At 63.6% G+C, this 23,737-nt stretch carries 24 protein-coding genes; 3 read left to right on the top strand and 21 right to left on the bottom strand.

Annotated features, from left to right (window positions below; all coding sequences use genetic code 11):
* Positions 1 to 149: 149 nt before the first annotated feature.
* Positions 150 to 1,139, bottom strand: coding sequence for a sugar-binding protein (locus ORS3428_RS00515; protein ID WP_071093847.1), 990 nt, complete (start codon positions 1,137 to 1,139; stop codon positions 150 to 152).
* 454 nt (positions 1,140 to 1,593) lie between these two features.
* On the opposite strand from ORS3428_RS00515, the gene ORS3428_RS00510 reads away from it, so the two are divergent.
* Together ORS3428_RS00510 and ORS3428_RS00505 are read left to right on the top strand one after the other, a co-directional pair.
* Positions 1,594 to 2,337, top strand: coding sequence for an ATP-binding cassette domain-containing protein (locus ORS3428_RS00510; protein WP_071093846.1), 744 nt, complete (start codon positions 1,594 to 1,596; stop codon positions 2,335 to 2,337).
* 40 nt (positions 2,338 to 2,377) lie between these two features.
* On the top strand, positions 2,378 to 3,376 hold the full coding sequence (locus ORS3428_RS00505; protein ID WP_071093845.1) for an ABC transporter permease: 999 nt from the start codon (positions 2,378 to 2,380) through the stop codon (positions 3,374 to 3,376).
* Between the two features lie 44 nt (positions 3,377 to 3,420).
* Here ORS3428_RS00505 and ORS3428_RS00500 read toward each other — a convergent pair whose 3' ends face one another.
* The 16 genes from ORS3428_RS00500 to ORS3428_RS00430 all read right to left on the bottom strand — a co-directional run bounded on the left by ORS3428_RS00500 (position 3,421) and on the right by ORS3428_RS00430 (position 18,492).
* On the bottom strand, positions 3,421 to 3,951 hold the full coding sequence (locus ORS3428_RS00500) for a GNAT family N-acetyltransferase (RefSeq protein ID WP_071093844.1): 531 nt from the start codon (positions 3,949 to 3,951) through the stop codon (positions 3,421 to 3,423).
* Between the two features lie 31 nt (positions 3,952 to 3,982).
* A complete protein-coding gene (locus tag ORS3428_RS33160; RefSeq protein WP_157895908.1) occupies positions 3,983 to 4,147 on the bottom strand; it encodes a hypothetical protein in 165 nt (54 codons plus the stop codon).
* 7 nt (positions 4,148 to 4,154) lie between these two features.
* Entirely contained in the window at positions 4,155 to 4,958 is an 804-nt protein-coding gene (locus tag ORS3428_RS00495) for a 3-methyl-2-oxobutanoate hydroxymethyltransferase (protein ID WP_071093843.1), read from the bottom strand.
* Positions 4,959 to 4,991: 33 nt separating this feature from the next.
* A complete protein-coding gene (locus ORS3428_RS00490; protein WP_071094037.1) occupies positions 4,992 to 5,306 on the bottom strand; it encodes a MocE family 2Fe-2S type ferredoxin in 315 nt (104 codons plus the stop codon).
* Between the two features lie 29 nt (positions 5,307 to 5,335).
* Positions 5,336 to 6,421 (bottom strand): fatty acid desaturase family protein, encoded by a 1,086-nt coding sequence (locus ORS3428_RS00485; protein ID WP_071094036.1) that lies wholly within the window; start codon positions 6,419 to 6,421, stop codon positions 5,336 to 5,338.
* A 79-nt stretch (positions 6,422 to 6,500) separates the two neighbouring features.
* A complete protein-coding gene (locus tag ORS3428_RS00480; protein ID WP_071093842.1) occupies positions 6,501 to 7,682 on the bottom strand; it encodes an aldose 1-epimerase family protein in 1,182 nt (393 codons plus the stop codon).
* Positions 7,683 to 7,686: 4 nt separating this feature from the next.
* Positions 7,687 to 8,460 carry an ATP-binding cassette domain-containing protein gene (locus ORS3428_RS00475; protein WP_071093841.1) on the bottom strand — a complete coding sequence of 258 codons (774 nt, stop codon included), beginning with the start codon at positions 8,458 to 8,460 and terminating at the stop codon, positions 7,687 to 7,689.
* A 2-nt stretch (positions 8,461 to 8,462) separates the two neighbouring features.
* Entirely contained in the window at positions 8,463 to 9,413 is a 951-nt protein-coding gene (locus ORS3428_RS00470) for an ABC transporter permease (RefSeq protein ID WP_071094035.1), read from the bottom strand.
* Between the two features lie 130 nt (positions 9,414 to 9,543).
* Positions 9,544 to 10,488 carry a sugar ABC transporter substrate-binding protein gene (locus ORS3428_RS00465; RefSeq protein ID WP_071093840.1) on the bottom strand — a complete coding sequence of 315 codons (945 nt, stop codon included), beginning with the start codon at positions 10,486 to 10,488 and terminating at the stop codon, positions 9,544 to 9,546.
* Positions 10,489 to 10,555: 67 nt separating this feature from the next.
* Positions 10,556 to 11,470 carry a sugar phosphate isomerase/epimerase family protein gene (locus ORS3428_RS00460; protein WP_071093839.1) on the bottom strand — a complete coding sequence of 305 codons (915 nt, stop codon included), beginning with the start codon at positions 11,468 to 11,470 and terminating at the stop codon, positions 10,556 to 10,558.
* Between the two features lie 35 nt (positions 11,471 to 11,505).
* Entirely contained in the window at positions 11,506 to 12,594 is a 1,089-nt protein-coding gene (locus tag ORS3428_RS00455) for a Gfo/Idh/MocA family protein (RefSeq protein ID WP_071093838.1), read from the bottom strand.
* 35 nt (positions 12,595 to 12,629) lie between these two features.
* Positions 12,630 to 13,700 carry an ABC transporter ATP-binding protein gene (locus tag ORS3428_RS00450; RefSeq protein ID WP_071093837.1) on the bottom strand — a complete coding sequence of 357 codons (1,071 nt, stop codon included), beginning with the start codon at positions 13,698 to 13,700 and terminating at the stop codon, positions 12,630 to 12,632.
* A 195-nt stretch (positions 13,701 to 13,895) separates the two neighbouring features.
* Positions 13,896 to 14,984: an ABC transporter ATP-binding protein gene (locus ORS3428_RS00445; protein ID WP_071093836.1), complete on the bottom strand. Its 1,089-nt coding sequence runs from the start codon at positions 14,982 to 14,984 to the stop codon at positions 13,896 to 13,898.
* Positions 14,981 to 15,940: a carbohydrate ABC transporter permease gene (locus ORS3428_RS00440; RefSeq protein WP_071093835.1), complete on the bottom strand. Its 960-nt coding sequence runs from the start codon at positions 15,938 to 15,940 to the stop codon at positions 14,981 to 14,983. Before ORS3428_RS00440 ends, ORS3428_RS00445 begins: the two co-directional genes overlap by 4 nt.
* Positions 15,937 to 16,797, bottom strand: a complete 861-nt coding sequence (locus ORS3428_RS00435) for a carbohydrate ABC transporter permease (RefSeq protein WP_071093834.1) — start codon at positions 16,795 to 16,797, stop codon at positions 15,937 to 15,939. The genes ORS3428_RS00440 and ORS3428_RS00435 overlap by 4 nt, the downstream gene beginning before the upstream one ends.
* 81 nt (positions 16,798 to 16,878) lie before the next feature.
* Positions 16,879 to 18,492, bottom strand: coding sequence for an extracellular solute-binding protein (locus tag ORS3428_RS00430; protein ID WP_071093833.1), 1,614 nt, complete (start codon positions 18,490 to 18,492; stop codon positions 16,879 to 16,881).
* 354 nt (positions 18,493 to 18,846) lie between these two features.
* On the opposite strand from ORS3428_RS00430, the gene ORS3428_RS00425 reads away from it, so the two are divergent.
* Positions 18,847 to 19,875, top strand: coding sequence for a LacI family DNA-binding transcriptional regulator (locus ORS3428_RS00425; protein ID WP_071094034.1), 1,029 nt, complete (start codon positions 18,847 to 18,849; stop codon positions 19,873 to 19,875).
* A 20-nt stretch (positions 19,876 to 19,895) separates the two neighbouring features.
* Here ORS3428_RS00425 and ORS3428_RS00420 read toward each other — a convergent pair whose 3' ends face one another.
* Genes ORS3428_RS00420 through ORS3428_RS00405 form a run of 4 tightly spaced genes read right to left on the bottom strand, consistent with a single transcriptional unit; the run spans position 19,896 to position 23,710 of the window.
* Positions 19,896 to 20,960 carry an ABC transporter ATP-binding protein gene (locus tag ORS3428_RS00420; protein ID WP_071093832.1) on the bottom strand — a complete coding sequence of 355 codons (1,065 nt, stop codon included), beginning with the start codon at positions 20,958 to 20,960 and terminating at the stop codon, positions 19,896 to 19,898.
* Positions 20,960 to 21,748: an ABC transporter permease gene (locus ORS3428_RS00415; protein WP_071093831.1), complete on the bottom strand. Its 789-nt coding sequence runs from the start codon at positions 21,746 to 21,748 to the stop codon at positions 20,960 to 20,962. Before ORS3428_RS00415 ends, ORS3428_RS00420 begins: the two co-directional genes overlap by 1 nt.
* Complete coding sequence (locus ORS3428_RS00410; RefSeq protein WP_071094033.1) at positions 21,748 to 22,617, bottom strand: ABC transporter permease; 870 nt, start codon at positions 22,615 to 22,617, stop codon at positions 21,748 to 21,750. The genes ORS3428_RS00415 and ORS3428_RS00410 overlap by 1 nt, the downstream gene beginning before the upstream one ends.
* 28 nt (positions 22,618 to 22,645) lie before the next feature.
* A complete protein-coding gene (locus tag ORS3428_RS00405) occupies positions 22,646 to 23,710 on the bottom strand; it encodes an ABC transporter substrate-binding protein (protein WP_071093830.1) in 1,065 nt (354 codons plus the stop codon).
* Positions 23,711 to 23,737 lie beyond the last annotated feature (27 nt).

Below are 23,737 nucleotides of genomic sequence, written 5' to 3'. Positions count from 1 at the left end.
CGTCGCGGGTAAGAAACGCCCGCAAGACTCTGCCGGACAAGGAAAATTCGGGCGCACAAAACCCTGGCCTGCCGCCTCTGGCAAAGCCGCATCCATTGCCCGGCGAAAGGGGTGAAGGGGCGCTCTTGAGGAGCGCCCCGGTATCGAACCTACTTCTGGATGCAGGTGTCGACCGTATCCTTGGTGCATTCGTCGAGACCGGTGAAGACCGGATCGTCGACCTTCTTGCCGCCGATCAGGTCGAGCATCACCGAAGGCGCCTTGTAGCCCATTTCGAACGGCCGCTGGCCGACCAGCGCGGTCACCAGCCCGTCCTTGGCGATCGCCACCTCGTCGCCGATCGTGTCGGCGGCGCCGATGACGAATTCGTTCTTGGCGATCTTTTCTGCCATCGGCTTGAACAGGTCGCGATAGGGCTGGGGAGCGCCGAACAGCGGCCAGCCGCCCATGATGCCGAAGGCGTCGAGCTTCGGGTTGGCGGCGAGGATGTCGGTCATCGCCTGCACGCCCTTGGCGCCRTCGTCATTGGTGAACACCGGGCAACCCGAGACTTCGGTCCAGCCGCCCTCGCCCTTCAGCGCCGACAGGCCCTCCTTGCCTGACAGCGCATCGCGCATGCCCTGCGCGCGGCGCAGGATGTTGTCGGCGGCCGCATTGCCTTCGATGGTGCAGATCGTGCCGCCGTTCGGCTTGGCTTTCTTGATGTATTCGCCGATGCGCTTGCCCATCAGGTAGTTGTCGGTTCCGAGATAGGTTTTGCGGAGCGCTGCATCTTCCTTGGTGAGGTCAGCGTCGACGGTCATGATGGGGATCGACGGATTGGCGCTCTTGATCGTCTGCGCGATCAGCGGCGCATTGGACGGCGAGATCGCCATCGCCGCCGTATCCGGCTTGCTCAGCATATCCTGCACGATCTGGGCTTCGCCGGCCTCGTCCGAGGTCGATGCAGGGCCGGTGTAGAAGCATTGATATTCGGAGCTGRCATTCTCCTTGTTCCATTTCTCGCAGCCCTGGTGGATGGCTTCGAAGAACGGATTGTCGAGACCCTTCACGACGATGACGAGCTGTTTCTTGGCCAAAGCCGGCCCGGCGCCCAACGCCATGGCCGCGACGGCGGCGAGCAAAAGTGACTTCCTCATATCATCTCCTCCCTTGAAAACAGACGGACACGGCGTGTCCGCCACACCGATCGATCCGGATGCAGGAGACACGGGATCGCCTCGAACGCTCGTGTCTTAACCGGGTCGATAAGTATTTGCCGATCCGTTCCAGCTCAAATGAACGCTGGCATTGCCGGATCCTGTCCAGATCCCTGCCAACCGCCTCCATCGGACGGCGGTTTTGCGAGGGCAAATTCTTCCTCCGACCCTAGCTAATATCGGCTCGCCGCCAACGTCAATTCCTATTTGTCCTACAAAACGGATTTTTCGACGAGCTCCGAAATTAATCGTCCGACATTTGATTGACGCCCGTGCGGGCTTTTGCCTAAATGCGTCGATCGCACCCGCTCGGGAGGAGTTGGACGTGCGAGTTCCATGCCGCGCCTGCATCGATGGCGGCGCCCGTGGAGCGAAAACGGGAGGCTTAAGGCTGGTGTCGGTTCTCGAACTCGCCAACATCTCGAAGCATTTCGGCGCCATCCAGGCGGTGAACGATGTCTCGTTCACGCTGCAGGCCGGTGAGGTCGTCGGCCTGATGGGTGACAACGGCGCCGGCAAGTCGACGCTGGTCAAGATGATCGCCGGCAACTTCCGCCCGAGCCATGGCACCATGCGCATGGACGACAAGGATCTGATCCTGCACAAGCCTGCCGAGGCCCGCCAGCACGRCATCGAGATCGTCCATCAGGACCTGGCGCTCTGCAACAATCTGACGGCCGCCGCCAATGTCTATCTCGGCCGCGAACTGCGCCGCGRCATCGGCCCGTTCCGCATTCTCGACTATGCGGCGATGTACAAGCGCGCCGGCCAGCTCTTTGCCGAACTGAAATCCGAGACGCGTCCGCGCGACCTCGTCAAGCAGATGTCGGGCGGCCAGCGCCAGGCGGTGGCGATCGCCCGCACCATGCTCTCGCAGGCCAAGATCGTGCTGATGGACGAGCCGACGGCTGCAATCTCGGTCCGGCAGGTCGCCGAGGTGCTGAACCTGATCCGCCACCTGCGCGACCAGGGCATCGCGGTGGTGCTGATCAGCCACCGCATGCCCGACGTCTTCGACGTCGCCGACCGCGTCATCGTCATGCGGCGCGGCAGGAAAGTCGCCGACAAGAAAATCGCCTCGAGCTCGCCCGAGGAGGTCACCGGACTGATCACCGGGGCCATCGAACAGGTAGCATGACAGCGCCCGTGCGCGTCACCTTCGGCAGGAAAGGTCGGTAATGGCAGCCACGCTTGACCAGACGATCGCGCAGAAGCAGCACACCTTCCTGTCGCGCATGCTGTCCAGCCAGACCTTCTGGGTGGTGATCGCGGTCATCCTCGCCTGTCTGTTCCTGTCCTTCGCCACCGATTCCTTCGCCACGTCGAAGAACATCTTCAACATTACGCGCAACGTCACCTTCGTTGCCATCGTCGCGCTCGGCATGACCTTCGTCATCATCACCGGCGGCATCGACCTGTCGGTCGGCTCGGTGCTGTGCCTGTGCTCGATGGTGCTCGCCGTTACCATGCATGCCGGCTACGGCATCGGCACCRGCATTGCCGTCTCGATTGCCACCGCACTCATTATCGGTGCGTTCAACGGCGTGCTCATCGCCTATCTCGACTTCCCGCCTTTCGTGGTGACGCTGGGCATGCTTTCGGTCGCGCGCAGCCTTGCAATGGTCGCCTCCAACAACACCGTCGTCTTCCAGTTCGGCCCGGACCACGACAAGCTTTTGGCGCTGGGCGGCGGCGCCTGGGTGTTCGGCATCGCCAATCCGGTGCTCTACATGATCCTGCTTGCGTTGATCACCGGCTTCACCCTGCGCTGGACCAAATTCGGCCGGCACATCTTCGCCATTGGCGGCAATGAGCATGCAGCGACGCTGACCGGCGTTCCGGTGCGCCAGATCAAGGTCGCGGTCTACATGATCTCCGCGCTCTCGGCGGGTCTCGCCGGCATCATCCAGACCGGATGGCTCGGCGCCGTCACCACCAATATCGGCACCGGCATGGAGCTTCAGGTGATCGCCGCCACCGTCATCGGCGGCGCCAACCTCGCCGGCGGCGTCGGCACCGCCTTCGGCGCCATCGTCGGTGCAGCGCTGATCGAGGTGATCCGCAACAGCCTCGGGCTGCTTGGAATCAACGCCTTCTGGCAAGGCACCTTCATCGGCGGCGCCATCCTGCTGGCGGTGCTGTTCGACCGCATCCGCAACTTCCGGCGCAGCGAATGAGAGCGGATGCCGCCGGCGCTATGCTGAGCACAAGGACGGATCGGCTACAATGACCGACCGAAAATTTGAACCAGATGCCGTTTGGTGCCGATGCTGACCGGCCCCGCCAGTCGCAGTGGCTCGAATCCCTGTCGCTGCCAAAAGCGAAGAGCGTGCTCATTCTCCGTCAGCACGCCGAGTTCCACGCGTTCGACCTCCTGGGATTTCAGCCAGGTGAAAAAGTCGTCGCAAAATGCTCGCGCCAGCCCTCGCCCGCGAAGGGCTTTGTTGATCAAGAGCAACGCGATCCACCAGCAGCCTTCGCGCGGATAGTTGCGGTCGCAGGCCAGCAATCCGACAACTTCGCCATCGACTCCCTTGAGCCCGAATACGAACTTGTCGGCCGCCGTTCGGTTCGGTGGGAAGGTCTCGAATTCCTCTTTTACGGTGGCGGCATCGGGCGGCTGGCCGCGTTCCAGCACGACATAGTCCGAGCAGGCCTGGTACAGCGGCACCAGGCGAGGAGCATCAATTCCGACCAGCCCTTCGATCTCATACCCGGAGAGCGAGATTGGAAATGTGGTGGCCTTGTCCATGAGGATTGTGGCCCCGGGGAGCCTTCACTTCTTACTTCACCTCGAGCTGCGGATCGAGCGGGATCTGCATGGCCGCGACCAGATGGTTCGTCTGGACGCCAATTCGCCGTGCCGGGCATCGGCATCCCCTTGGCGCTTCGGCGACCATCACCGCCTTGAGCTGTTCCCACACCCACTTCAGCGGTGCACCAAACACTGCTCGTTTAGACTTTTTCGTCCACCTTCTTCATGAACTGGGCGAGCTCGTTCGCATCCATATGCACGACATGCCTGTCTTCCGGATAGGCGCCGCTGTTGACGTCGGCGATGTATTCCGAGAACGCCGCTACCCGCTCCGCCTGCAGTCGGTCGTACTCGGCGGCGAAGTTGCGGTAGACTTTCGAATGGYGAGGCATGTGCCCGCGATTGGTGCCGAGAATATCTTCGGCAAACAGGTATTGGGCGTCGCAGCCCGTGCCAGCTCCCATCGACAGCATGATCAGCGAGGTGCGCTCGGAGATCGCCTTGGCCACCTCGACCGGCACCACCTCGATCTCGGCGCCGATCGCGCCGGCCGCCTCCAGCTGTTTCACCGCCTCGAACACCTGCATCGCCGTATCGGCAGTCTTGCCGACCGCCTTGAAGCCGCCGGTCCAGGTCGCGCGGGAAGGAATGAGACCGACATGGCCGATCACCGGAATCGCATCGTCGGCCATGCGCTTGATCGTGGYATAGCCGGCGCTGCAATAGACGGCGTCGGCGCTTGCCTTGTAGAGGCGGAACGCCCAGCGCACGAAATCGTCCGCGGTGCCGATCTCAAAGAAATTTTCGCCRGGCATAGTGAAGAGGCTGGGCGCGGCATCGCGGTATTGCGGATTGAGCACCAGTTCCGGCGGCACCGAGACGATGTCAATGCCGGCGCGCTCGGCGGCCTCGGCCTCCTCCAGTGTCAGCACGCGCAGCATCGTCAGCTGGCGCTTGCCCTTCATGGCACGCAGGTCGGCAACGGTCGGTCTCTTTCGGCTCATCGGTGTATTCCTGTTTTGGCTGTCTGGCGGCTCTCAGCCGATATCGATCATCACCTTGCCGGCCTCGACTTTGACCGGATAGGTCTTGAGGTTGATGCAAACCGGCGCGCCCTTGGCCTGGCCGGTCTTGTAGTTGAAGCGGCCATTGTGCTTGGGGCACTCGATGATGTCGTCCATCACCAGCCCGTCGGCGAGATGCGCCTTTTCGTGCGTGCAGAATCCGTCGGTGGCGAAGAATTCGTCGTCCGGCGAGCGGTAGATCGCAAAGGTGCGACCGCCATGGTCGAAGCGGATCACATCCTCCTCGTCCACGTCGTCCACCGCGCATGCTTCAACCCACTCCGCCATCATCTCTTCTCCTGAGTGGCTCACCCCGCCTATTCGGCGGCCGCCACCGTCATGTCGACCTCGTGGAATTCGCCGCGATAAGGTTTGGCCGTCGGCGGCAATTCCCGCTTGAGGTAATAATCCTCATATTTCAGTTGCCTGAGCARCACCGGCCAGACCTCGCGATAGGCGTGCCATATCGAGGGGTTCGGATCCGGCAAATCGTCCTTGATCAGCTCATGCAGCTTCGGCAGCGCGTGGTAGGGCACCATCGGGAACATGTGGTGCTCCACATGGTAGTTCATGTTCCAGTAGATGAACCGGCTGATCGGGTTCATGTAGACGGTGCGCGTGTTGAGCCGGTGGTCGGTGACGTTGTCGGCCAGCCCGATATGCTGCAGCAGGCCGGTCATCACCATGTGCCAGGTGCCGTAGAGGCGCGGCACGCCGATCAGCACCAGCGGTATCCATGATCTAAGCGCGATCGCGACAGCGATCGTCGCGGCATACACGACCATGTGCCAGCGCGCCGCGATCACTGCCTTATGCTGCTCCATCTCCGGGATGTAGCTCTTCTCGTCGTCCGACAGCTTGCCGAAGGCCTGGCGCACCAGCGTCGGCAGCGAATAGCGGAAATCGAGAATACCGGTAAAGGCGAGCGCCGCCTTGATGAGGTCCGGCGGCCGCATCACGGCGATTTCGGCATCGCGGCCGACGATGATGGTGTCGGTGTGGTGGCGGGCATGGCTCCAGCGCCACTGCACCGGATTGCGCATCAGCATGAAGGACGCGATGTGGTAGACGATGTCGTTCATCCAGCGCGTGCGGAAGGCCGTGCCGTGGCCGCATTCGTGCCAGCGCGAGTCGCTCGACGAGCCGTAGAGCACGCCATAGACGAACAGGAACGGCACGACCCACCACGTGCCCCAGAACCAGACGATGCCCGCGGCCGAGCCAAGGATGGCGGCGATCCAGATGACGGTGTCGCGGATCGCCGACCCGTCGGAGCGCTGCATCAATTCCTTCATCACCTTGCGCGGCACATCGGTGTGATACCACTCGGCTGACGCCAGCCCGGTCTCAATCGCAAGCCGGGTGCTTTCACCGACAAGGCTGTAGTCGCGCTTCTTCGCCATCGTCGTCACATCGACCTCCAATCTTCGCGCATCGCTGGCGATCCGGTCCGCCGGCCGGAGGGCTCGCTTTGGATCTCGTTCATGCCCTGCCCGCCAGTCTTGGAAAATTGCCGGAAGGCTGAGGATAATCCTGCTCGGGCTGGCGGGCGATGGCCGCGATTCTGGCTTCGGCATCGGCAATCGCCGCGCTGCCATCGAGGACGCGAAACCGCGCGTCGTAGGCGCGGGATTCGCCATGTTCCAGCCAGATCATCTCGCCGCGCTCGCGCGCGGCAAGGTTGCCGAGCACATGATGGGTCGAGGGCTCGATGCCAAGCGCATACTGGCCGGCCTGGAAATTCTGCCATTGATAGCAGCAGGGCAGCTGGTCCTTGCGGGTGACGACCTCGAAGCCGAGCCCGAGACGGTCGTTGACGACGGCGACCGGCGCCTCGCCATCGCCATCGGCACCGAGCTCGTGCTGCCAGACCTGCTCGCTGAATCCGAGCTGTGGCGCCGGCACGCTGCGATAGCCGACCTTCTGCGCCTCGTAGCGCTCGCCGGCATGCGCGGCCCAGACCACGTCGCGGATCGGCGCCAGGTAGCGCGAGCCCTCGTCGAGCAGTGGATGGCCGACGTTGACGTGATAGAAAAACATATGCGGCGTGCGGTGGAAGCCGTGATTGACAACGCGGTCCGAAAGCCGGATCTCGCTGCCGCCCACATCGGCCTCGATCCGGCGGATGAGATGCAAGTCCTCGCCGAACACGCTTGCCTGCTGGACGACGCCTTCCGCCCACAGCACGCAGCGGTCGCCGTCCCAGTACTCGCCATAGCCGGTCAGCCGCGCCGGAATGGTGCCGATGCGCCCATGCAGCGAATGCACCACTCTCTTGCGGCTCGGATAGTTGTAGTTCTCGGCCGGCACCTCGTTGCGGCCGAGTATATGGTCGAGGCCGCAAGTGACGAGCAGGCCGGAGAAGGACCGCCCCCAGGCAAAGCCGTCCTCGCCTTCGTAGTCGTGCAGACCGGGGTGACGGAAGCCGCTCGGCGAATGCCAGCCGATCGCCTGGCCCTTGTACTCGCAATCGGCGATGTCGAGCGCGCGGTCGACAAGCGCGGTGAAGCGCAGGCCCGAGCCGGTGCGGAACTCGAGCATGCGGATGCCGCGCTCCACCCCGTCGCCGAGCGTCATCAGTCGCACCCCGGCGAACTGCGACAGCATGCCGGATCGCTCGGCAACCTGCCGGCGCGAAAGCGTCTGGCCGTAGAGCTTCACCATGCCGTCACTGYGCCCTTTTCATCAGCGCCGACATGTCGGCCCCGGTTATCAAGCTTTCCACGGTGAGGAGGTCGGTGTCGGCAACGGTCTGTTCGGCGACGATCTCGCCGCGGCGCATGACGACGATGCGGTCGGCGACCTCAAACACATGGTGGATGTTGTGGGTGATGAGCAGCACCGAGTGCCCTGCCTCTCGCATTTCCTTGACGAAGCGCAGCACGCCATGCGTCTCCTCGACGCCGAGATTGTTGGTCGGCTCGTCGAGGATGATCACCTTGGCGGCGAACTGCATGGCGCGCGAGATCGCGATCGACTGCCGCTCGCCGCCGGAAAGCGTCGAGACCAGCGCATCGGCGTCGAGCTTTTTCGAGATACCGACGCGCTTCAGCAGCGCCGAGGCGGCATCGCGCAGCTTGGCGAGGTCGAGCGGCGCGAACACGCCCAGCAATTTGAGACTGACCGGCTCGCGGCCGAGGAACAGATTGCGCGCGATGCTGAGATCCGGCGCCAGCGAGGTGTCCTGATGGATGGTCTCGATGCCGAGATCCATCGCCTCGCGCGTCGAGCGGATCGAGACCCTCTCGCCGCGCACATAGATGTCGCCGCGGTCGACCGGGAAGACGCCGGAGATCGCCTTGATCAGCGTCGACTTGCCGGCGCCGTTGTCGCCGAGCAGCGCCACCACTTCGCCTTCCTTGAGCGTCAGCGAGGCGCTCTTCAGCGCGCGCACGCTGCCGAAGGATTTTTGCAGATTCTGCAACCGGAGCACTTCCTGCATCTTCAGCCCCTTGCGGCGTTTTTCTGCAGCAGAGCGTGCAGGATGAGCATGGCGAGGATAATGACCCCGACGAAGATGTTGTAGGCGAGACCCGGCACGCCGACGAGCACAATGCCGTTGCGGATCGTGCGCAGCATCAGCGCGCCGACGATGGTGCCGAGGATCGTGCCGCGGCCACCAGTCAGCGCGGTGCCGCCCACCACCACCATGGCGATCACTTCGAGTTCATAGCCGGTCCCCGCCACGGGCGACGCGGCCGAGATGCGGAAGGCGCTGATCATGCCGGCGAGCCCCGCCAGCACCGAGGTTAGGATGAACAACCAGATCTTGACGGCATCCGCCGGCACGCCCCTCGCCACCGCCGCGTTGCGGTTCGAGCCGATGGCGCTGATCCAGTTGCCGAGCTTGGCGTAGCGCAGCACGTAGACGGCGAGCAGCGACAGGGCGATGAACCACCAGAGCGAGGTGTAGAAGCGCAAGGCGCCGATGTTGAAGCTGCCGGCGAGCAGGGTGACGAAGAAGCCCGGCTCGTTCCAGGACTTCAGCGGAAAGCCTTGCGTGATGTAGAGCGCAGCGCCGCGCACGATGAGCAGCATCGACAGCGTCACCAGGAAGGACGAGATGCCGATCTTGGTGACGATCACGCCGTTGATCGCGCCGATCGCGATGCACAGCAGTAGCCCGGCAAGCAACGCCACACCGATGTCGGCCCCGGCGTTCTGCACAAGGAGCATGACCACCACCGGCGCCAACGCGAACACCGCGCCCACCGACAGGTCGAACTCGCCGGCGGTCAAGAGCAGCGTCATGCCGAGCGCGATGATGCCGAGCTCGGGCAGGAACGCCATCATGTTGGAGATATTGACGGGCGACAGGAAATTGCCGTCGGCGACGGCAAAGGCGACCAGAAGGACGACGAGGATCACGAAGGAGGAGAACTGCGGCGAGCGCATCAGGCTCGCTCTGCGCTTCGCGCTTCGCGCGCCGTCTTCCGACGTGATTGCCCCGACTTGCTGAACCATGACTTGCTGGACCATGCTTGCTGCGACGCGCCCGTCGCTTGCGCGGCGGACGCCGATTTCCTTACTTCTTGTCGTAGAGCTTCAGGATCGGCTCGACGCTGGAGGCGTCGTAGAGGCCGAAAGTGTGGATGTCGTAGCCGATCGGCTCGCCAGAAGCCGCAAGACCGAGCAGAGCAACCGGCATGAAGCCTTGCGCCGATGGATACTGCCAGGCGGCGGCATTGACGAAGCCGTCCTTGACCGCTTGTGCCGTCTCTTTCGAATTGCCCCAGCCGACGACCGGGATCTTGCCGGCCGGGATGCCGGCGCCATCGAAGACGCGCTTGACGCTGGCCGCCACGGAATCGCCCAGCGCGATGATCGCCGGCGGATTGTTGGCGACCATATAGTCGGTCATCTTGGCGATGATGCCGGCCGGATCGGTGCCGCAGTCGACCACGTCATATTTGATGCCGAGCGGATCGAAGACGCCGGCGATGCCCTCGGTCTCGAGTTGCTGGTAGCTGGCGCCGGGCACCTCGACCGGCAGGAACACCTTGTCGCCCTGCTTCACCATCTTGTGGTCGACGAGGTACTTCGCCCAGATGGCACCGGCTTCCCTGAGGTCGGCGCCGACATAGGCCTGGCGTCCGGTCGCCGGGTCGTCCGTGTTAAAGAATACGATCGGGATGCCGGCCGCCTTTGCCGCCTTGACCTCCTCGGTCCAGAGACCCGGCTGTGCCGAGGTCGTGGCGATGCCATCGGGCTTGGCGGCGAGCGCCGAATTGAAAGCTTCCTTCTGCGCCGCCATGTCGCCGCCGCTGAAGGAGATCTTGCAGGTCACCTTGAGCTGGTCGCAGGCCCTGGTGGCGCCGGCGTTCCAGTCGATCCAGAACGCGTCGGACGGGCCGCCATGCGACAGGAGGTAGAACGTCTTCTGCCCGTCCGCGGCCTGCGCGGCTGAGCCGAGGGCTACGCCGGCAAGCACAGTAGCCGCGGCTGCCAGCTTCAATCCGAATTTCAACATCTCGTTTCCTCCACTTTGTCTCGTGCAAGTTGCAAGCGCCGCCCGAAAGACGGCGCCTGCACACGTCTCAGAGGCCGTTCTCGCGGAACTTTCCGTCAAGGAACTTCTTGGCGCGCGGCACATCGTCTTCCGAAAGATGCTCGATGATGACCGGGATGTTCGGGTGCTTCTCGGCGAGACGCTTGAGGTAGAGGTCGTAATTCAGCGAGCCGAGGCCGGGGGCCGGCAGCTCGATCTCGCCCACCCCGCGGAAGGTATGGCTTTCCATCGCGTCGGCGTCGCCGATATCGRCATGCTTCTCCGACTTGTCGTCGCCCGAGCGCTTCACGTCCTTGGCATGCGCTATTCTGATCTTGTCGGTAAGCGTGTCGAAGACCTGGTTGAGGATCTGGTCCATCCGGTCGATGTTGTGCGTCTCGAAATAGTTGGTCGGATCCATCAGCAGGCCGAGCCCTGGATGGTCGACCTGAGCGAACATCTTCACYGTCTCCTCGACCGAGCCGACGACGTTGTTGACATAGGTTTCGAGCAGGAAGACCGCGCCGTGGTCGTAGGCCGTCTGGGCGAGGTCGGCGATCACCTTGCGGCATTCCTCGAAGCCTTCCTCGGTCTTGTTCTTGGGGTGGTGCACCCAGTCGGACTCGGTGTTGAAGGTGCCGGTCTCCGAGATCACGTAAGGGCTGCCGAAATGGCGGGCGTTGCGGATGATCTCCTTGAGATAGCTGACGCGCTTCTCGCGCTCCGCCTTGTCGGGGTGGATGATGTTCGTGTAGCCCGACACGCAGCAGACCGGCAGGTTATGGTCGCGGAACACATCCCGCACCCGCTTCGCCTTATCCTTGGTGATCTGGCCGGCCGAAAGATCGATGTCCTTGAAATGCAGGTCGAGCTGCACCGTGTTGAAACCGAGGCCGCGGATCTTCTTCGCGGTCTCTCCGAGGCCGTACGGAAAATAGCCCGTGAAAATACCTGCCTGCATCATGGTGTGAATTCCTCCTTGTAAGCGATTCAGTTGATTCAGTTTGTCGGGATTTCGGAGAGCTTGACCGTCCGGCCCGACGCGATGGAGCGGTAGCCCGCCTCTACCAGTGCCATGGTCTTGACATTGTCGGCGACGGAGAGCGCCGGCTGCGTGCCGGTCTTCACCGCGTGCTGCAGCTGCTCCATCACGCCGATGAAGGCATGCGGGAACCACATGGTGCTCCAGCTCGGGCTCACCCATTCGCCGCCCGTCGCCTCGGTGGAAGCATAGGTCAGTGTCGAGGCAGCACCGGTCGGCCAGCCGATCGTGCCCTTGGCGACGCCCTTGGTGCCGTCGACGCGCCAGTTGATGTGCTGGTCGTCCTTGTAGCCGTCCTGGCGCGGACCGGACCACACATCCTCCAGCGATACCGCGAGCACGCCGGACGGGAAGCGCAGCGTCGACACCGTGATGCCGTCGGAATGGTCAAAGCGCGTGCGCGGGTCCTTACGCGTCAGCGTCGTGATCTCGTCCGGATCGCCGAACAGGAAGCGCAGCACGTCGAGGTGATGCACGCTCATATTGGCGAGCGTCAGCCGGTCGTAATCCTCGAGGAAGGTCTGCCAGTGCGGGATCGCGTGCATGTCGATCTGCGCGAAGACGATGTCGCCGAGCTCGCCATTGTCGATGATTTGCTTCAAGACGCGCATCGACTGGTCGTAGCGCATGTTTTGGTTGACCGAGAGGATCTTGCCGGCCTTTGCCGCCTCGTCGCGCAGCTTGACCGCTTCCTCGACCGTCAGCGCCAGCGGCTTCTGCGCCAGGATCGCTTTGATATGCTTCTGCTTCAGCGCGTGGCGGATCAGCGCCGGCTGCTGGTCGGGCGGGAAGGCAAGGTCGATGATCTCGACGTTCAGGTCCTCGATCAGCCGTTCCGGCGTGTCGTGTACTGTCGGGAGGCCCCAGCGGGTGGCGACCTTCTCGGCATTCGCCTTGGTGCGCGAAGCGATCGCCACAACTGGAAAGCCGGCCTCGTGATACGCTGCCAGATGGCACTCGGCCATGATCATGCCGGCGCCGACGCAGCCGATCCGGTATTCCTTGGTGCGGACTTTAACGTCCGGCTCGAAGCCTTTGCTTGCCATCTCTTCCTCCCGAAATTCTGTCCTTGCGGCCGCAGTCACAACGCGCCTCCGTCCTGGCCGAAATAATGCACTTTGGCCGGCTCGCAGGATATCGCCACCATTGCGTCGGGCCTGATGTCAGGTTGGCCGCGCAGCAGTGCCCTGAGCCGCGCCTGCCCGGCAGCGAGCGTCACCACGGTGTAGCCGCCGAGCGGCTCGACCTCGAACACCCGCGCCGGGCGGCCCGCGCCCCCTTCCGCCGTCTCGTTGTCAGCCCAGGGTTGGACCTTGATGTCCTCCGGCCGAAGCCCGATCTCGATCGCCTCGGCCGGCGCCGTGGCGTCGGCGATGCGGATTGCGCCCTCGGCCGCCCTGACCCCGCTCGCGTCGCGAACCGACGGCAGGATGTTCATCATCGGCGAACCCAGCATGCGCGCCACATAGGAGCTTGCCGGACGGTCGTAGATCTCGGCCGGCGCGCCGATCTGCCTGATCCGGCCGTTCTCCAGGATGGCCATGCGGTCGGCGACCGACATGGCCTCTTCCTGATCGTGCGTGACGTAGATCAGCGTCTTGCCGAGCTCGCGCTGAATGCGCTTCAGCTCGACGCGCGTCTCCTCGCGCAGCCGCGCATCGAGCGCCGAGATCGGATCGTCCATCAGATAGGCGGCAGGGTCTCGTACCAGGGCGCGTGCGATCGCCACGCGCTGCCGCTCGCCGCCGGAAAGCTGCGCCGGCGGCTTGTGCAGGATGTGGCCGATGTGAAGTTTTTGCGAGACGTCGGCCAGCCGCTTCTCGATCTCGGCCTCCGCCACCTTGCGCTCGACCAGTGGGAAGCAGACATTGTCGCGTGCGCTCATATGCGGGAACAGCGCCAGGTTCTGGAACACCATGGCGACGTTGCGCTCCGCCGGCGACACGCTGTTGACCGGCTTGCCGCCGATCAGGATCTCGCCGTCGTCCGGCTGCTCCAATCCAAGCACCATGCGCAGGATCGTCGACTTGCCCGACAGCGGCGGGCCGAAGAAGCAGAAGAACTCGTTGTCGTTGACGGTGAACGAGGCATCGTCGACGGCAAGCGTCCCGCCATAGCGCTTCGTGACATTGCGGAAAACGATATCGGCCATAGCTAGCGCGCTCCGCAGGTTGCGATCAGCCTGCCGGCCCTGGCGCTGCCCCTCATCCCCCTGCCGGCACCTTCTCCCCGTAGAGTGACGGGGAGAAGGGAGATGGCCGCGACGGTGGCGACCCCCTCTCCGCGTTCTCTACGGGGAGAGGAGGGTGAGGGGCGGCGCAGACCTGGGGATACTTGCGTGAGCATCTCAACCCCCGACCTTGATGGCGCGACCTGTGCCCGCGTCGAAGACACRCACCGACGATGCCGGCGGCGCGACGACGGCCGTCTGCCCGATCGAGAGCCCGACATCGTTCTCGAACACCGCTTTCACCGCAACCCCGCCCTCGCCTAAATGGACGATGGTGCGCGCGCCGATCCGCTCGACGAAGCTCACCGGCATCGAGAGCCCGCGCGCGGCAAGCATCAACTGTTCCGGCCGGAAGCCGTAGAGCACCTCGCCGCGCGCCGCCCGCACCGCCGGAGCGAGCTCCGCCGGCAAGGGCGGCGTGACGCCGAGCGGCCCGAGATCGACGACCAGCCCGCGATCACTTTCGGCGGGCCTACCCTTGAGCAGGTTCATGCCCGGCGCGCCGATGAAGCGGGCGACGAAGACATTTGCCGGATTATTGTAGACCTCGAGCGGCGTGCCGACCTGCTGCAGCACGCCGTGATCCATCACCGCGATGCGGTCGGCCATGGTCATCGCCTCGAGCTGGTCATGCGTGACATAGACCATGGTCTGCCTGAACTGGCGCTGCAGCTGCTTGAGCTCGGTGCGCATCACCGCGCGGAAGGCGGCATCGACATTGGACAGCGGTTCGTCGAGCAGGAAGATCGCCGGCTCCATGATTGCGGAGCGGCCGATCGCCACGCGCTGCAGGATGTTGACCGATAGCCGGTCCGCCTTGCGGTCGAGCAGCGGCGAAAGCTGCAGCATCTCGGCAATGGCGTCGACGCGACGGTCGATCTCGGCCTTGGCGGCGCCGCGCATCCTCGGCCCATAGGCGAGGTTCTGCCGCACCGTCATATGGGTGAAGATGGCGTAGTTCTGGAAGACGAAACCGACGCCGCGCCGTCCCATCGACACGCCGGCCATGTCGCGCTCGCCGAACAGGATCTTTCCGCTGGTCGGCTCCTCCATGCCGGCGATCATGTTCATCGTCGTCGACTTGCCGCAGCCCGAAGGCCCGAGCAGCGCCATGAACTCGCCGTCGGCGATCTCGAGATCCATCGTCTTCAGCGCGGTGAAATCRCCGAATTTCTTGACCAGGTTCTGGAGGTGGATGGCGCTCATGCCGGCACCTCCCGGGTCTTCGCCATGCGCTTCATGGCGTAGACCGCAACGATCGAGAGCACGATCAGGATGGCGAGAGCGATGGCCGCGACATAGCCCCAGATCAGGTCCTGCGTGGTGACCTTGTAGATGTAGACGGAGATCGTCTCGGTGGCGACGCCGGGACCGCCGCCGGTCATGATGTAGAGCGTGTCGAAGATCTTGAAGTTCTCGATCACCCGGATCGCCAGCGCGATGACGATGATCGTCTTCATCTTCGGCAGCACGATGGTGGTGAAGCGCTGCCACGCATTGGCGCCGAGCAGCGTCGCCGCCTTCATCTGGTCCTCCGGCACGCCGACCAGGCCGGCGAGCAGGATGAGGAACATCAGCGGCGTCCACTGCCAGATGTCGGCGATCATGACGGCGATCAGCGCCAGGTTCGGGTCGGAAAGCCAGGCGATGGTGACGGGCGTGCCGACGACCCTCGACAGGATGTCGTTCACCGGCCCGCCCGACTGGAACAGCATGAAAAACATGTAGCCGGCGACCGCAGGCACGACCATCATCGGYATCAACAGGATCGAATAGAAGATGCGCTTGCCGGGGAAATCGTCCGCGAACAGTGTTGCCAGCGCCAGACCGAGCAGGAACTCCGCCGGCACGCACACGAGCATGACGATCGCAGTGCGCTGCAGGGCGCTCCAGAACCGGGTGTCGGCGGCAAGGTCCGTGTAGTTGGCGAAACTGTTCCACATCTCCCAGGCGTTCCACCAGCCGACGCCCGAAAGCGGCGACCAGTCGGTGATGCTGATGTAGAGCTGCATCAGGAGCGGGRAGGCCGAGATGAACAGCACCAGGATCTGCGCCGGCAGGGTCAGCCGGAARCCGAGCCGCGAAGCCTCGTCCCGCAGGGCCTGCTTGGCGCGCGCGGTGCCCATTTCGTCCTCCGAAATCGTCGCAGTCATCGCGCTCATTGCTTGAGCGCTCCGAAGGTCAGCCCGCGCACCAGATGGCGCTGGATGGCGATGCCCATGATCACCGGCGGCACCGCCGCGATCAGGCCGAGCGCGGCCTTGGCGCCGTAGAGCTGCCCGGTCATCGAGGACGAAAGAGAGGCCATATAGACCGGGATCGTCACCCATTCGCGCGTCGTAAGCAGCAGCGCGATCAGATAGTCCGACCAGTTGAGGATGAAGACGAAGAGCGCAGCGCTCGCCAGCGGCGCGCGCATCATCGGGAGCGTGATGCGGGTGAAGACGCGCAGCCGCGAGCAGCCTTCGACAAGCGCGGCCTCCTCGATCTCGCGCGGCATGTCGTCGAAGAAGGTCTTCATCAGCCAGAAGGCGAAGGGCAGTGTGACGATGCCGTAGATCAGCGCCAGGCCCCACCACGTGTCGTTGAAGTTCAGGAATGCCCACATGATCATCACCGGGATCATGACCGCCATCGGCGGAAAGAGCCTCAGCTGGATCAGCGCCAGCGGCAGGTTCTGACCGGAGCCGAAGCGCGACAGGCCGTAGGCCGCGGCGGTGCCGGCCGACATGGCGATCGCGGTCCCGAACACCGCCGACAGCAGCGACGACAGGATCGGCTTCACCGCCGTGTGGTCGAGAGCGACGATCAGGTCGTTGGTGGAGTGGCCGAACACGAAYTGGAAATTGGCAAGCGTCGGATGCTTCGGCCACCAGGTCAGATCGGCGCCGGTCGCCGACCATTCGCCGATCGGTTTGAAAGCCATCGACACCATCCACAGAATCGGCACCAGCGTCACCGCCATCGCTGCGAAGATCGYGGCGTAGCGGAATATCTCGAATGGAATGGAGCGCTTCATCTGGCTGCTTTGCTGGTGGCGTTGCTTGCGAGGGGGAGGAGCGACTGAGCCCCTCCCCTTTTTCTGATCCAGGGAGAAGGATCAGCTGATCGGATCGAGAACCGTGGGCCAGGCCTCCTTGTTGGTCTTGATGGCTTCGAGGAGCTTGTCCTCGCCGATGCGCCGCGCAATCTTCTTCCACTCCCGTTCGGTGTCGGCCATCGCCTGCTCGGGTGTCTTGGCCTTGGTCAGCGAGGCCACGAGGTTCTCGTCGAGCGCGTTGTGGAAGGCGGTGGCGCCCGGATAGTTGATGGTCGGCACGGTGCGCGCCACCGTCTCGCGCACCACATCCATGTGGTAGGCGTGGTAGGTCTGGCGGACCAGCGGATCGGAGAAATCCGAGAGCCGGAACGGATCGAGATAGCCGCCGGGATTGGCGCTCATCCAGGCATAGATGCGGGCCGAACCGAGCCACTGCAGCAGCAGATAGGCGGCCTCCGGATTCTTCGACTGCGACGAGACCATGCCGGTCAGCGAGAACCACAACACCGAACGGCTGATCAGCTTGCCGTCGATCTCGCGGCCGGGCGGCAGCATCGAGCCGATCTTGCCGGTGACGGCGGAATCCTTGTTGCCGGCATTGTCGAGGAATTTCGGCAGATTGGAGAAGGCGCAGGTCATCGCCGCGCCGCCCTTCGCGAAGTTGCCATACTGCTCCGGCCAGCCCCACGAGATCGCGTCCGGCGAATGATGCGCAAGCGATTCGACGTATTCCTTCGTCGCCGCGACGCCCTGCTCCGAATTGATCAGCGGCTTGCCGCTGTCGTCGAACAGGAACTGGTTGGGCGAGGCCATGGAGACGTAGCGCTGGTACCAGTTGGTGTAGCCCCAGCCCTGGTTGCGCAGGTCGGTCGAGCCGAACAGTCCCTTGTCCGGCCGATGGAAGAAGGCCGCGACCTCGCTGTGCTGCTTCCAGGTCTTCGGCGGCGCGAGATCATAGCCGTATTTGTCCTTGAAGGCCTTCTTCTCGGCCTCATCGCCGAACAGGTCGCTGCGGTAGACCCAGGTCTGGAAGTCGCCGTCGAGCGACACGCCATAGGTCGAGCCGCGATACTGGTTGAGCAGYGACACGCCCTTGGCGCCGTTGACATAGCCCTGCTTCGGATCGTCCCACTCCGGCTTGTGCTGCGCGACGAAGTCGTCGAGCTTGGCTATGCCGCCGGTTTCGGCGAGGTCGCCGAGCCGGTTCCATTCGGTCGAATAGATGTCGTAGGCCCCAACCTTGGTGGAGATATCCTGCATCGTCTTGGTGAATTCCTGGCCGTTCGGAAGGCCGACGATTTCGATCGGGATGCCGGTTTCCTTTTCCCAGAGCTCCTTGATCGACGGCGCGCCGGCCGGGAAAGGCTTCGTCAACTGGCCGATCGAGCCGTCCGACAGGCCAAGAACGATCTTGGCCGGCGCCTTGCCGGCCGCCTTCAGCGCCTTGGCCGCCTCGACGGCGCGCCCTTCCGGCGTGTCGGGGCCATACTGGTAGCGTTCGGCGCCGTCGAAGCCGGTCGGCCCGCCGATCATGCCGGGCGCCAGGGCGTCTGCGGCGAAGGCGCGGCCGGGACGAATGAACTGCGGTGCAATACCGGTCGCGGCGACAAACACCGCCGCCTTTCCTCCGGACGCCAGCAGGCGGCGCCGCGACATGCGGATCAAATCAGACATTGAGACTCCTCCCTCAAGGGCCTGTTCCTCCATGGCCCTTATGAGGGATATTGACGGAACCACATCGAGCCTGTCAACATCATAAATACTCAAATTGCATCATAAGATCGCAAATGAGGGAGAGAATGCAGTCTGTCGAGCTTGTCACGTCACACCCATTGCTYGGATTTGAGGGACTTTTGCGCCGATCCGGCCGACTTTGCCGGACCTTCGCTGCCTTGTGTAACGCGTCGGCTTGCGTGCGGGCCAAAGCCGGTTACATCATTTCACATCAGAATCGCGGCGGCGGCTGAGCGGTTTCTCGGAACGGATTGGCAGCTGCGTGATTTTGATGCTTGCGATGAGGTGCTCGACGTGCGGTCAACCCTGACAGACATAGCCCGGGAAGCCGGCGTTTCTCCTGCCACGGTCGACCGTGTGCTCAATAACCGCCCGGGGGTGCGGGCACGCACGCGCGAGATCGTCATAGAGATGGCGCAGCGCCTGGGCTACATCGCCGAAACGCCGAACGGAACCCATCAGCGCTCCGTGCCGGGGCAGACGATCAGGCTCGATTTCGCGCTGCCGGCCGGCACCAACTCCTTCATCAAGCTGCTGCACCGCCACATCGAGGCGCAAGCGCAGACGCGGCCCGACCTCGATGTGCGGGTTACAACCATCGAGGGCTTCAATCCCGACCGCCTCGCCCGCCTGCTGCAGGACCTGCACGGCCAGACGCAGGGCGTCGGCGTCATCGCGCTCGACCATCCGACGGTGCGCGAGGCGATCCGCTCGCTGTCGGCCAGCGACATCAAGGTCGTCACCATCGCCTCCGACATCCTGCATGTGCCGCGGGTCGCCTATATCGGCATCGACAACCGTGCCGCCGGCCGCCTTGCCGGCTATCTGCTCAACCGCTTCATGGGCGCCGGCCGTCCAGGCAAGGTCGCGCTGTTTGCCGGCTCCCTCGCCTACCGCGGCCATGAGGAGCGCGAGATGGGGTTCCGCCACATCCTTGCGGAGGAGTCTCCCAACCTCGAAATCGTCGAGATGCGCGAAATGCTGGACGACCGCGAGAAGGCCTATTCGGAGGCGTCCGCCCTGCTCGAGCGCCATCCCGACCTCGCCGCCATCTACAATGTCGGTGCCGGCAACACCGGCATTGCCCGCGCGCTGAAGGAGCGCGGGCGCGCGAAAGAGATCCTCTTCCTCGGCCATGAGGTGACGGACGGCACCAAGGAACTGCTGCTCGACGGCACGCTCGATGCCGTGATCGACCAGAACCCCCGCGTCGAGGCGCGCGAGGCGCTCAACATCCTTTCCCACTCCGTCAGGGGACAGCCTTATGAACTGCACCAGCCGCGACTGCAGGTGATCTTTCGCGAGAGCATTCCGGAGATTTGAGCGATCTCGAGAGCAACAGCTCAGGCGGCGATCAGCACCGTGCTCTCTGGTGACCAGCTGAGCACCACCGGCTGACCTTCGGCGAGGCGTTCGGCACCGGAGTTCTGGACGATCACCTTCAGCGTCTGACCGTCGCGATCGACGAAGTATGTGCTGTTGTTGCCGGCGAAAATGCGCTTTGAGACCTGCCCCTTGAGCATGTTGGCGTTGCTGCTGCCGGCAGCCGCTGCGCCGGTCGAAATCCGGATGCGTTCCGGCCGGACCGCGCAGCTCGCCTTGGCGCCGGCCAACACCGACGCGCCTGTCGAAGCCTCGATCGTTGTGCCGTCCGGCAGCCTGATCCCGGAGCCGGTCRCATCGCCACGAAAAATGTTGGCATCGCCGAGAAAGGTCGCGGCGAACTCGCTTTGCGGCCTGTCGTAGATCTCCTCCGGCGGCCCTTCCTGCACCAGCCTGCCGTCGCGCAATATGCCGATGCGATCGCTCATCGTCAGCGCCTCTTCCTGGTCATGCGTGACGAAGATGGTGGTGATGCCGATCTCGCGCTGGATGCGCTTCAATTCGATCTGCATGTCGACGCGCAGCGCCTTGTCGAGCGCGCCGAGCGGCTCGTCGAGCAGAAGCACGCGCGGCTTGGTGACGATGGCGCGCGCCAGCGCCACGCGCTGACGCTGGCCGCCCGAGAGCTGATGCGGCCGGCGAGTGCCAAGCTTGCCGAGTTGCACGAGGTCGAGCGCGCGCTGCACTTCCGTAGCGATCGTCGCCTTGGGTTCGCCGCRCACCGACAGCCCGAAGGCGACGTTGTCGGCAACGCTCATATTGGGAAACAGCGCATAGTTCTGGAACACCATGCCGATGCGCCGCTTTTCGACCGGAACGCGCTCGACGCTTTCGCCACCGATGGCGATGCGGCCCGAGTCCGGAAAATCGAAGCCGGCGATCTGCCTGAGCAGCGTGGTCTTGCCGCTGCCTGACGGTCCGAGCAGCGCGTAGAAGCCGCCGTCCGGAAAGTCGATCGACACGTTGTCCAGCGCCTTGTGCGCGCCGAAGCTGCGGGAGATGTTCGCTATCTGGACGCCTGCCATTATTTCTCTCCGCCGAATTTGAAGAAGCGCGCTGTAAGCAACATCAGCGCCATCGATACCACGATGATGATCGTCGAGACTGCGTTGATCTCGGGTGTGAAACCCTTGCGGATCGCGGCGTAGATCTCGACCGGCAGCGTCGTCTGGCCGGGCGTCGACAAGAAGTACGACACCACGAACTGGTCGAACGAAACAGCGAAGGCGAACAGCCCGCCTGCAATGACGCCAGGCATGATCCACGGCAAGGTGATGCGCACGGTCACCTGCCACTGGTTGGCGCCAAGCGAGCGCGCCGCCTCCTCCAGCTCCGGCGCAAAAGTCTGCAGTCGCGCGGACACGACCACGATCACATAAGGCAGCGCAAGTGCGACATGGCCGAGCAGGATGGCGAGGAGCCCACGTCCGATGCCGATGCCAAAGAAGAAGATCAGCATCGCCGTGCCGGTGATCAGCCATGGAATGGCGATCGGCGGGAAGAGCAGCGCCTGCAGGAATTTCTTGCCGCGGAACTCGTAGCGGTAGAGTGCCAGCGACGCCATTGAGCCCAGCATCGTTGAGATGATCGTCGTGATGATCGCGATCTCGATACTGTTCCAGGTCGCCGCGATCAGCTGGTCGTTCTGCCAAAGCGAGGCATACCAGCCCGTCGTCCACTCGAACGGCAACTGGTAGAAGGGCGAGGCGTTGAAGGACATCAGCGCCATGATGATGATCGGCAGATAGAGGAAGCCAAGCAGCAGGACGACGTAGAAGCGCCCGAGCCATTCCAGGATGCGCGTCGTCGCCATCAGCTTGCCCTCCGTAGGACCGGTGCTGCGAGTGCCAGTATGACCAGCACGACGGCGAGCAGGATGAAGGACAGCGCCGCACCCAACGGCCAGTTGAAGACGGCGACGAACTGGTCCTCGATCACGGTGCCGTAGAAGGTGCCGGTGCGGCCGCCGAGGATGCGCGGCTCCATGAACGAGCCGACTACCGGCACGAAGATCAGCGCCGCGCCTGCGATCAGGCCCGGCATCGACAGCGGGACGATCACCCGCTTGAGYATCTGAAGCCGCGAGGCGCCGAGCGAGCGCCCGGCCTCGATCAGCGAGTCGTCGATGGCCTGCAGCGTCAGATAACAGGTCAGCACCATATAGGGCACATAGGAATGCACCAGGCCGATGATGACGGCCGGATAGGAATACATCAGGTCGATGTTGATCTTGAACGGCAGCACCGCGTTGAGCGCCGTGTCGAGGATACCGCCCTCGCGCAGCACCATCGCCCAGGAAAAGATGCGGACCAGCCCGTTCGACCAGAAGGGCAGGATGACGAGCAGGAAGATCGCTTCGCGGCTGCGGCCTTTGAGGACCTTGGCGAGCACATAGGCCGCCGGGTAGCCGATGACGACGCACCACAACGTGACCTCGAGCCCGAGCCGCAATGAGGCAAACAGGAGTGTCGAGTAGATACGTTGCGAAAAGAAAGCCGTGTAGTTGCCGAGCGTGAACGCCCATTCCCTCCCCGCCAGCGGCAGGTCGGTCATGAAGGAGAAGAACACCATGGCCGACAGCGGCAGGAAGATCGCCACCGTCAGCCATAGATAGGCAGGAAGGAGGAGCGGCAGGGCAGGCTTAATCCCGCGGCGCGAAGCAGTCGCGAGCTGGCCAGCCATCATGCCTCTCCTCCCCGAACGACGCCGATTACTTCACGTTGACCTTCAATTCCTGCCACAGCGCCAGATACTTCTCGCGCTGCTCGTCGGTGATCGGCGCCTGGAACTGGATGCGCTTGGCGACGTCCGGGCTGCCCATGACCTTGCGGTTGAAGGCATCCTCCGGCAGCGCCTCGACCGCCTTGGTGTTGGCCGAGACCGGCGCACCGACCTTGGTGACCCATTCGACGTAGAACTTCGGATCGATCATATAGTTGATGAAGGCTTCGGCGCCGGCGACGTTCTTCGAGCCCGCCGGGATCGAGAAGGCGTCGAGCCAGGCGACGGCGCCCTCCTGCGGGATGACCAGCGAGACCGGCAACTTGAAATGCGTCTTGGCGCGGTCGGCCGAGCCGCTCCAATAGGTGCCGATGTCGATCTGGTTGGAGGCGACCATCTGGTTCCAGTCGTTCTCCGAGCTCCAGAAAGTCTTGATCTGCGGCATCAGCGAGGTGAGCTTCGCCTTGACCGCATCCATATCCTTGATGTCGTTGATGTTCTGGCCGGTGGCGATCGCTCCGAACTGAACCGCCTCGACGGCGTCGTCGCGAATGACGACGCGACCCTTATGCGCTGGATCCCACATCTCGGCGATGCTCGTCGGCGGCTTGTCGAAGGACTTTTCGTTAATGGCCAAAGCGGTCAGGCCCCAGACCCACGGCACGCCGTAGACCTTGCCGTCATGGTTGAGCATCGGCGAGCCGGCTTTGTCTTTGGCAATGTCGGCATAGTTGGAGAGCTTCGAGACATCGATCGGCTGGATCAACTTGCCTGCCATCGCCTGATCGTTGAAGGCGGCGTTGATCATGACGACATCGTATAGGCCCGGGTTGGTCCTGAGCTTGGTCAGCATCTCCTGCTCGGAGTTGAAGAAGTCGTTGACGACCTTGAAGCCCGTCGCCTTCTCGAAGTTGGCAACCGCCCACGGCTCGTCGGCGCCGTAGCCCTTCCAGTTGAGCACATGCACTTCTTCGGCGGCCTGGGCGGAGAGCGTGAATGCTGAAACGAAGACGGCGGTCGCCGTCAGAAAAGCGGTCAGTCTGGGCATGCGCATGTTTCTTTCCTCTCATTGTTCGCCCGG

The organism is Mesorhizobium sp. ORS 3428, from assembly GCF_001854785.1.
Classification (GTDB): Bacteria; Pseudomonadota; Alphaproteobacteria; order Rhizobiales; family Rhizobiaceae; genus Mesorhizobium.
The sequence above is the reverse complement of the archived record's forward strand: the minus strand, read 5'-3'. Positions and strand labels throughout refer to the sequence as shown.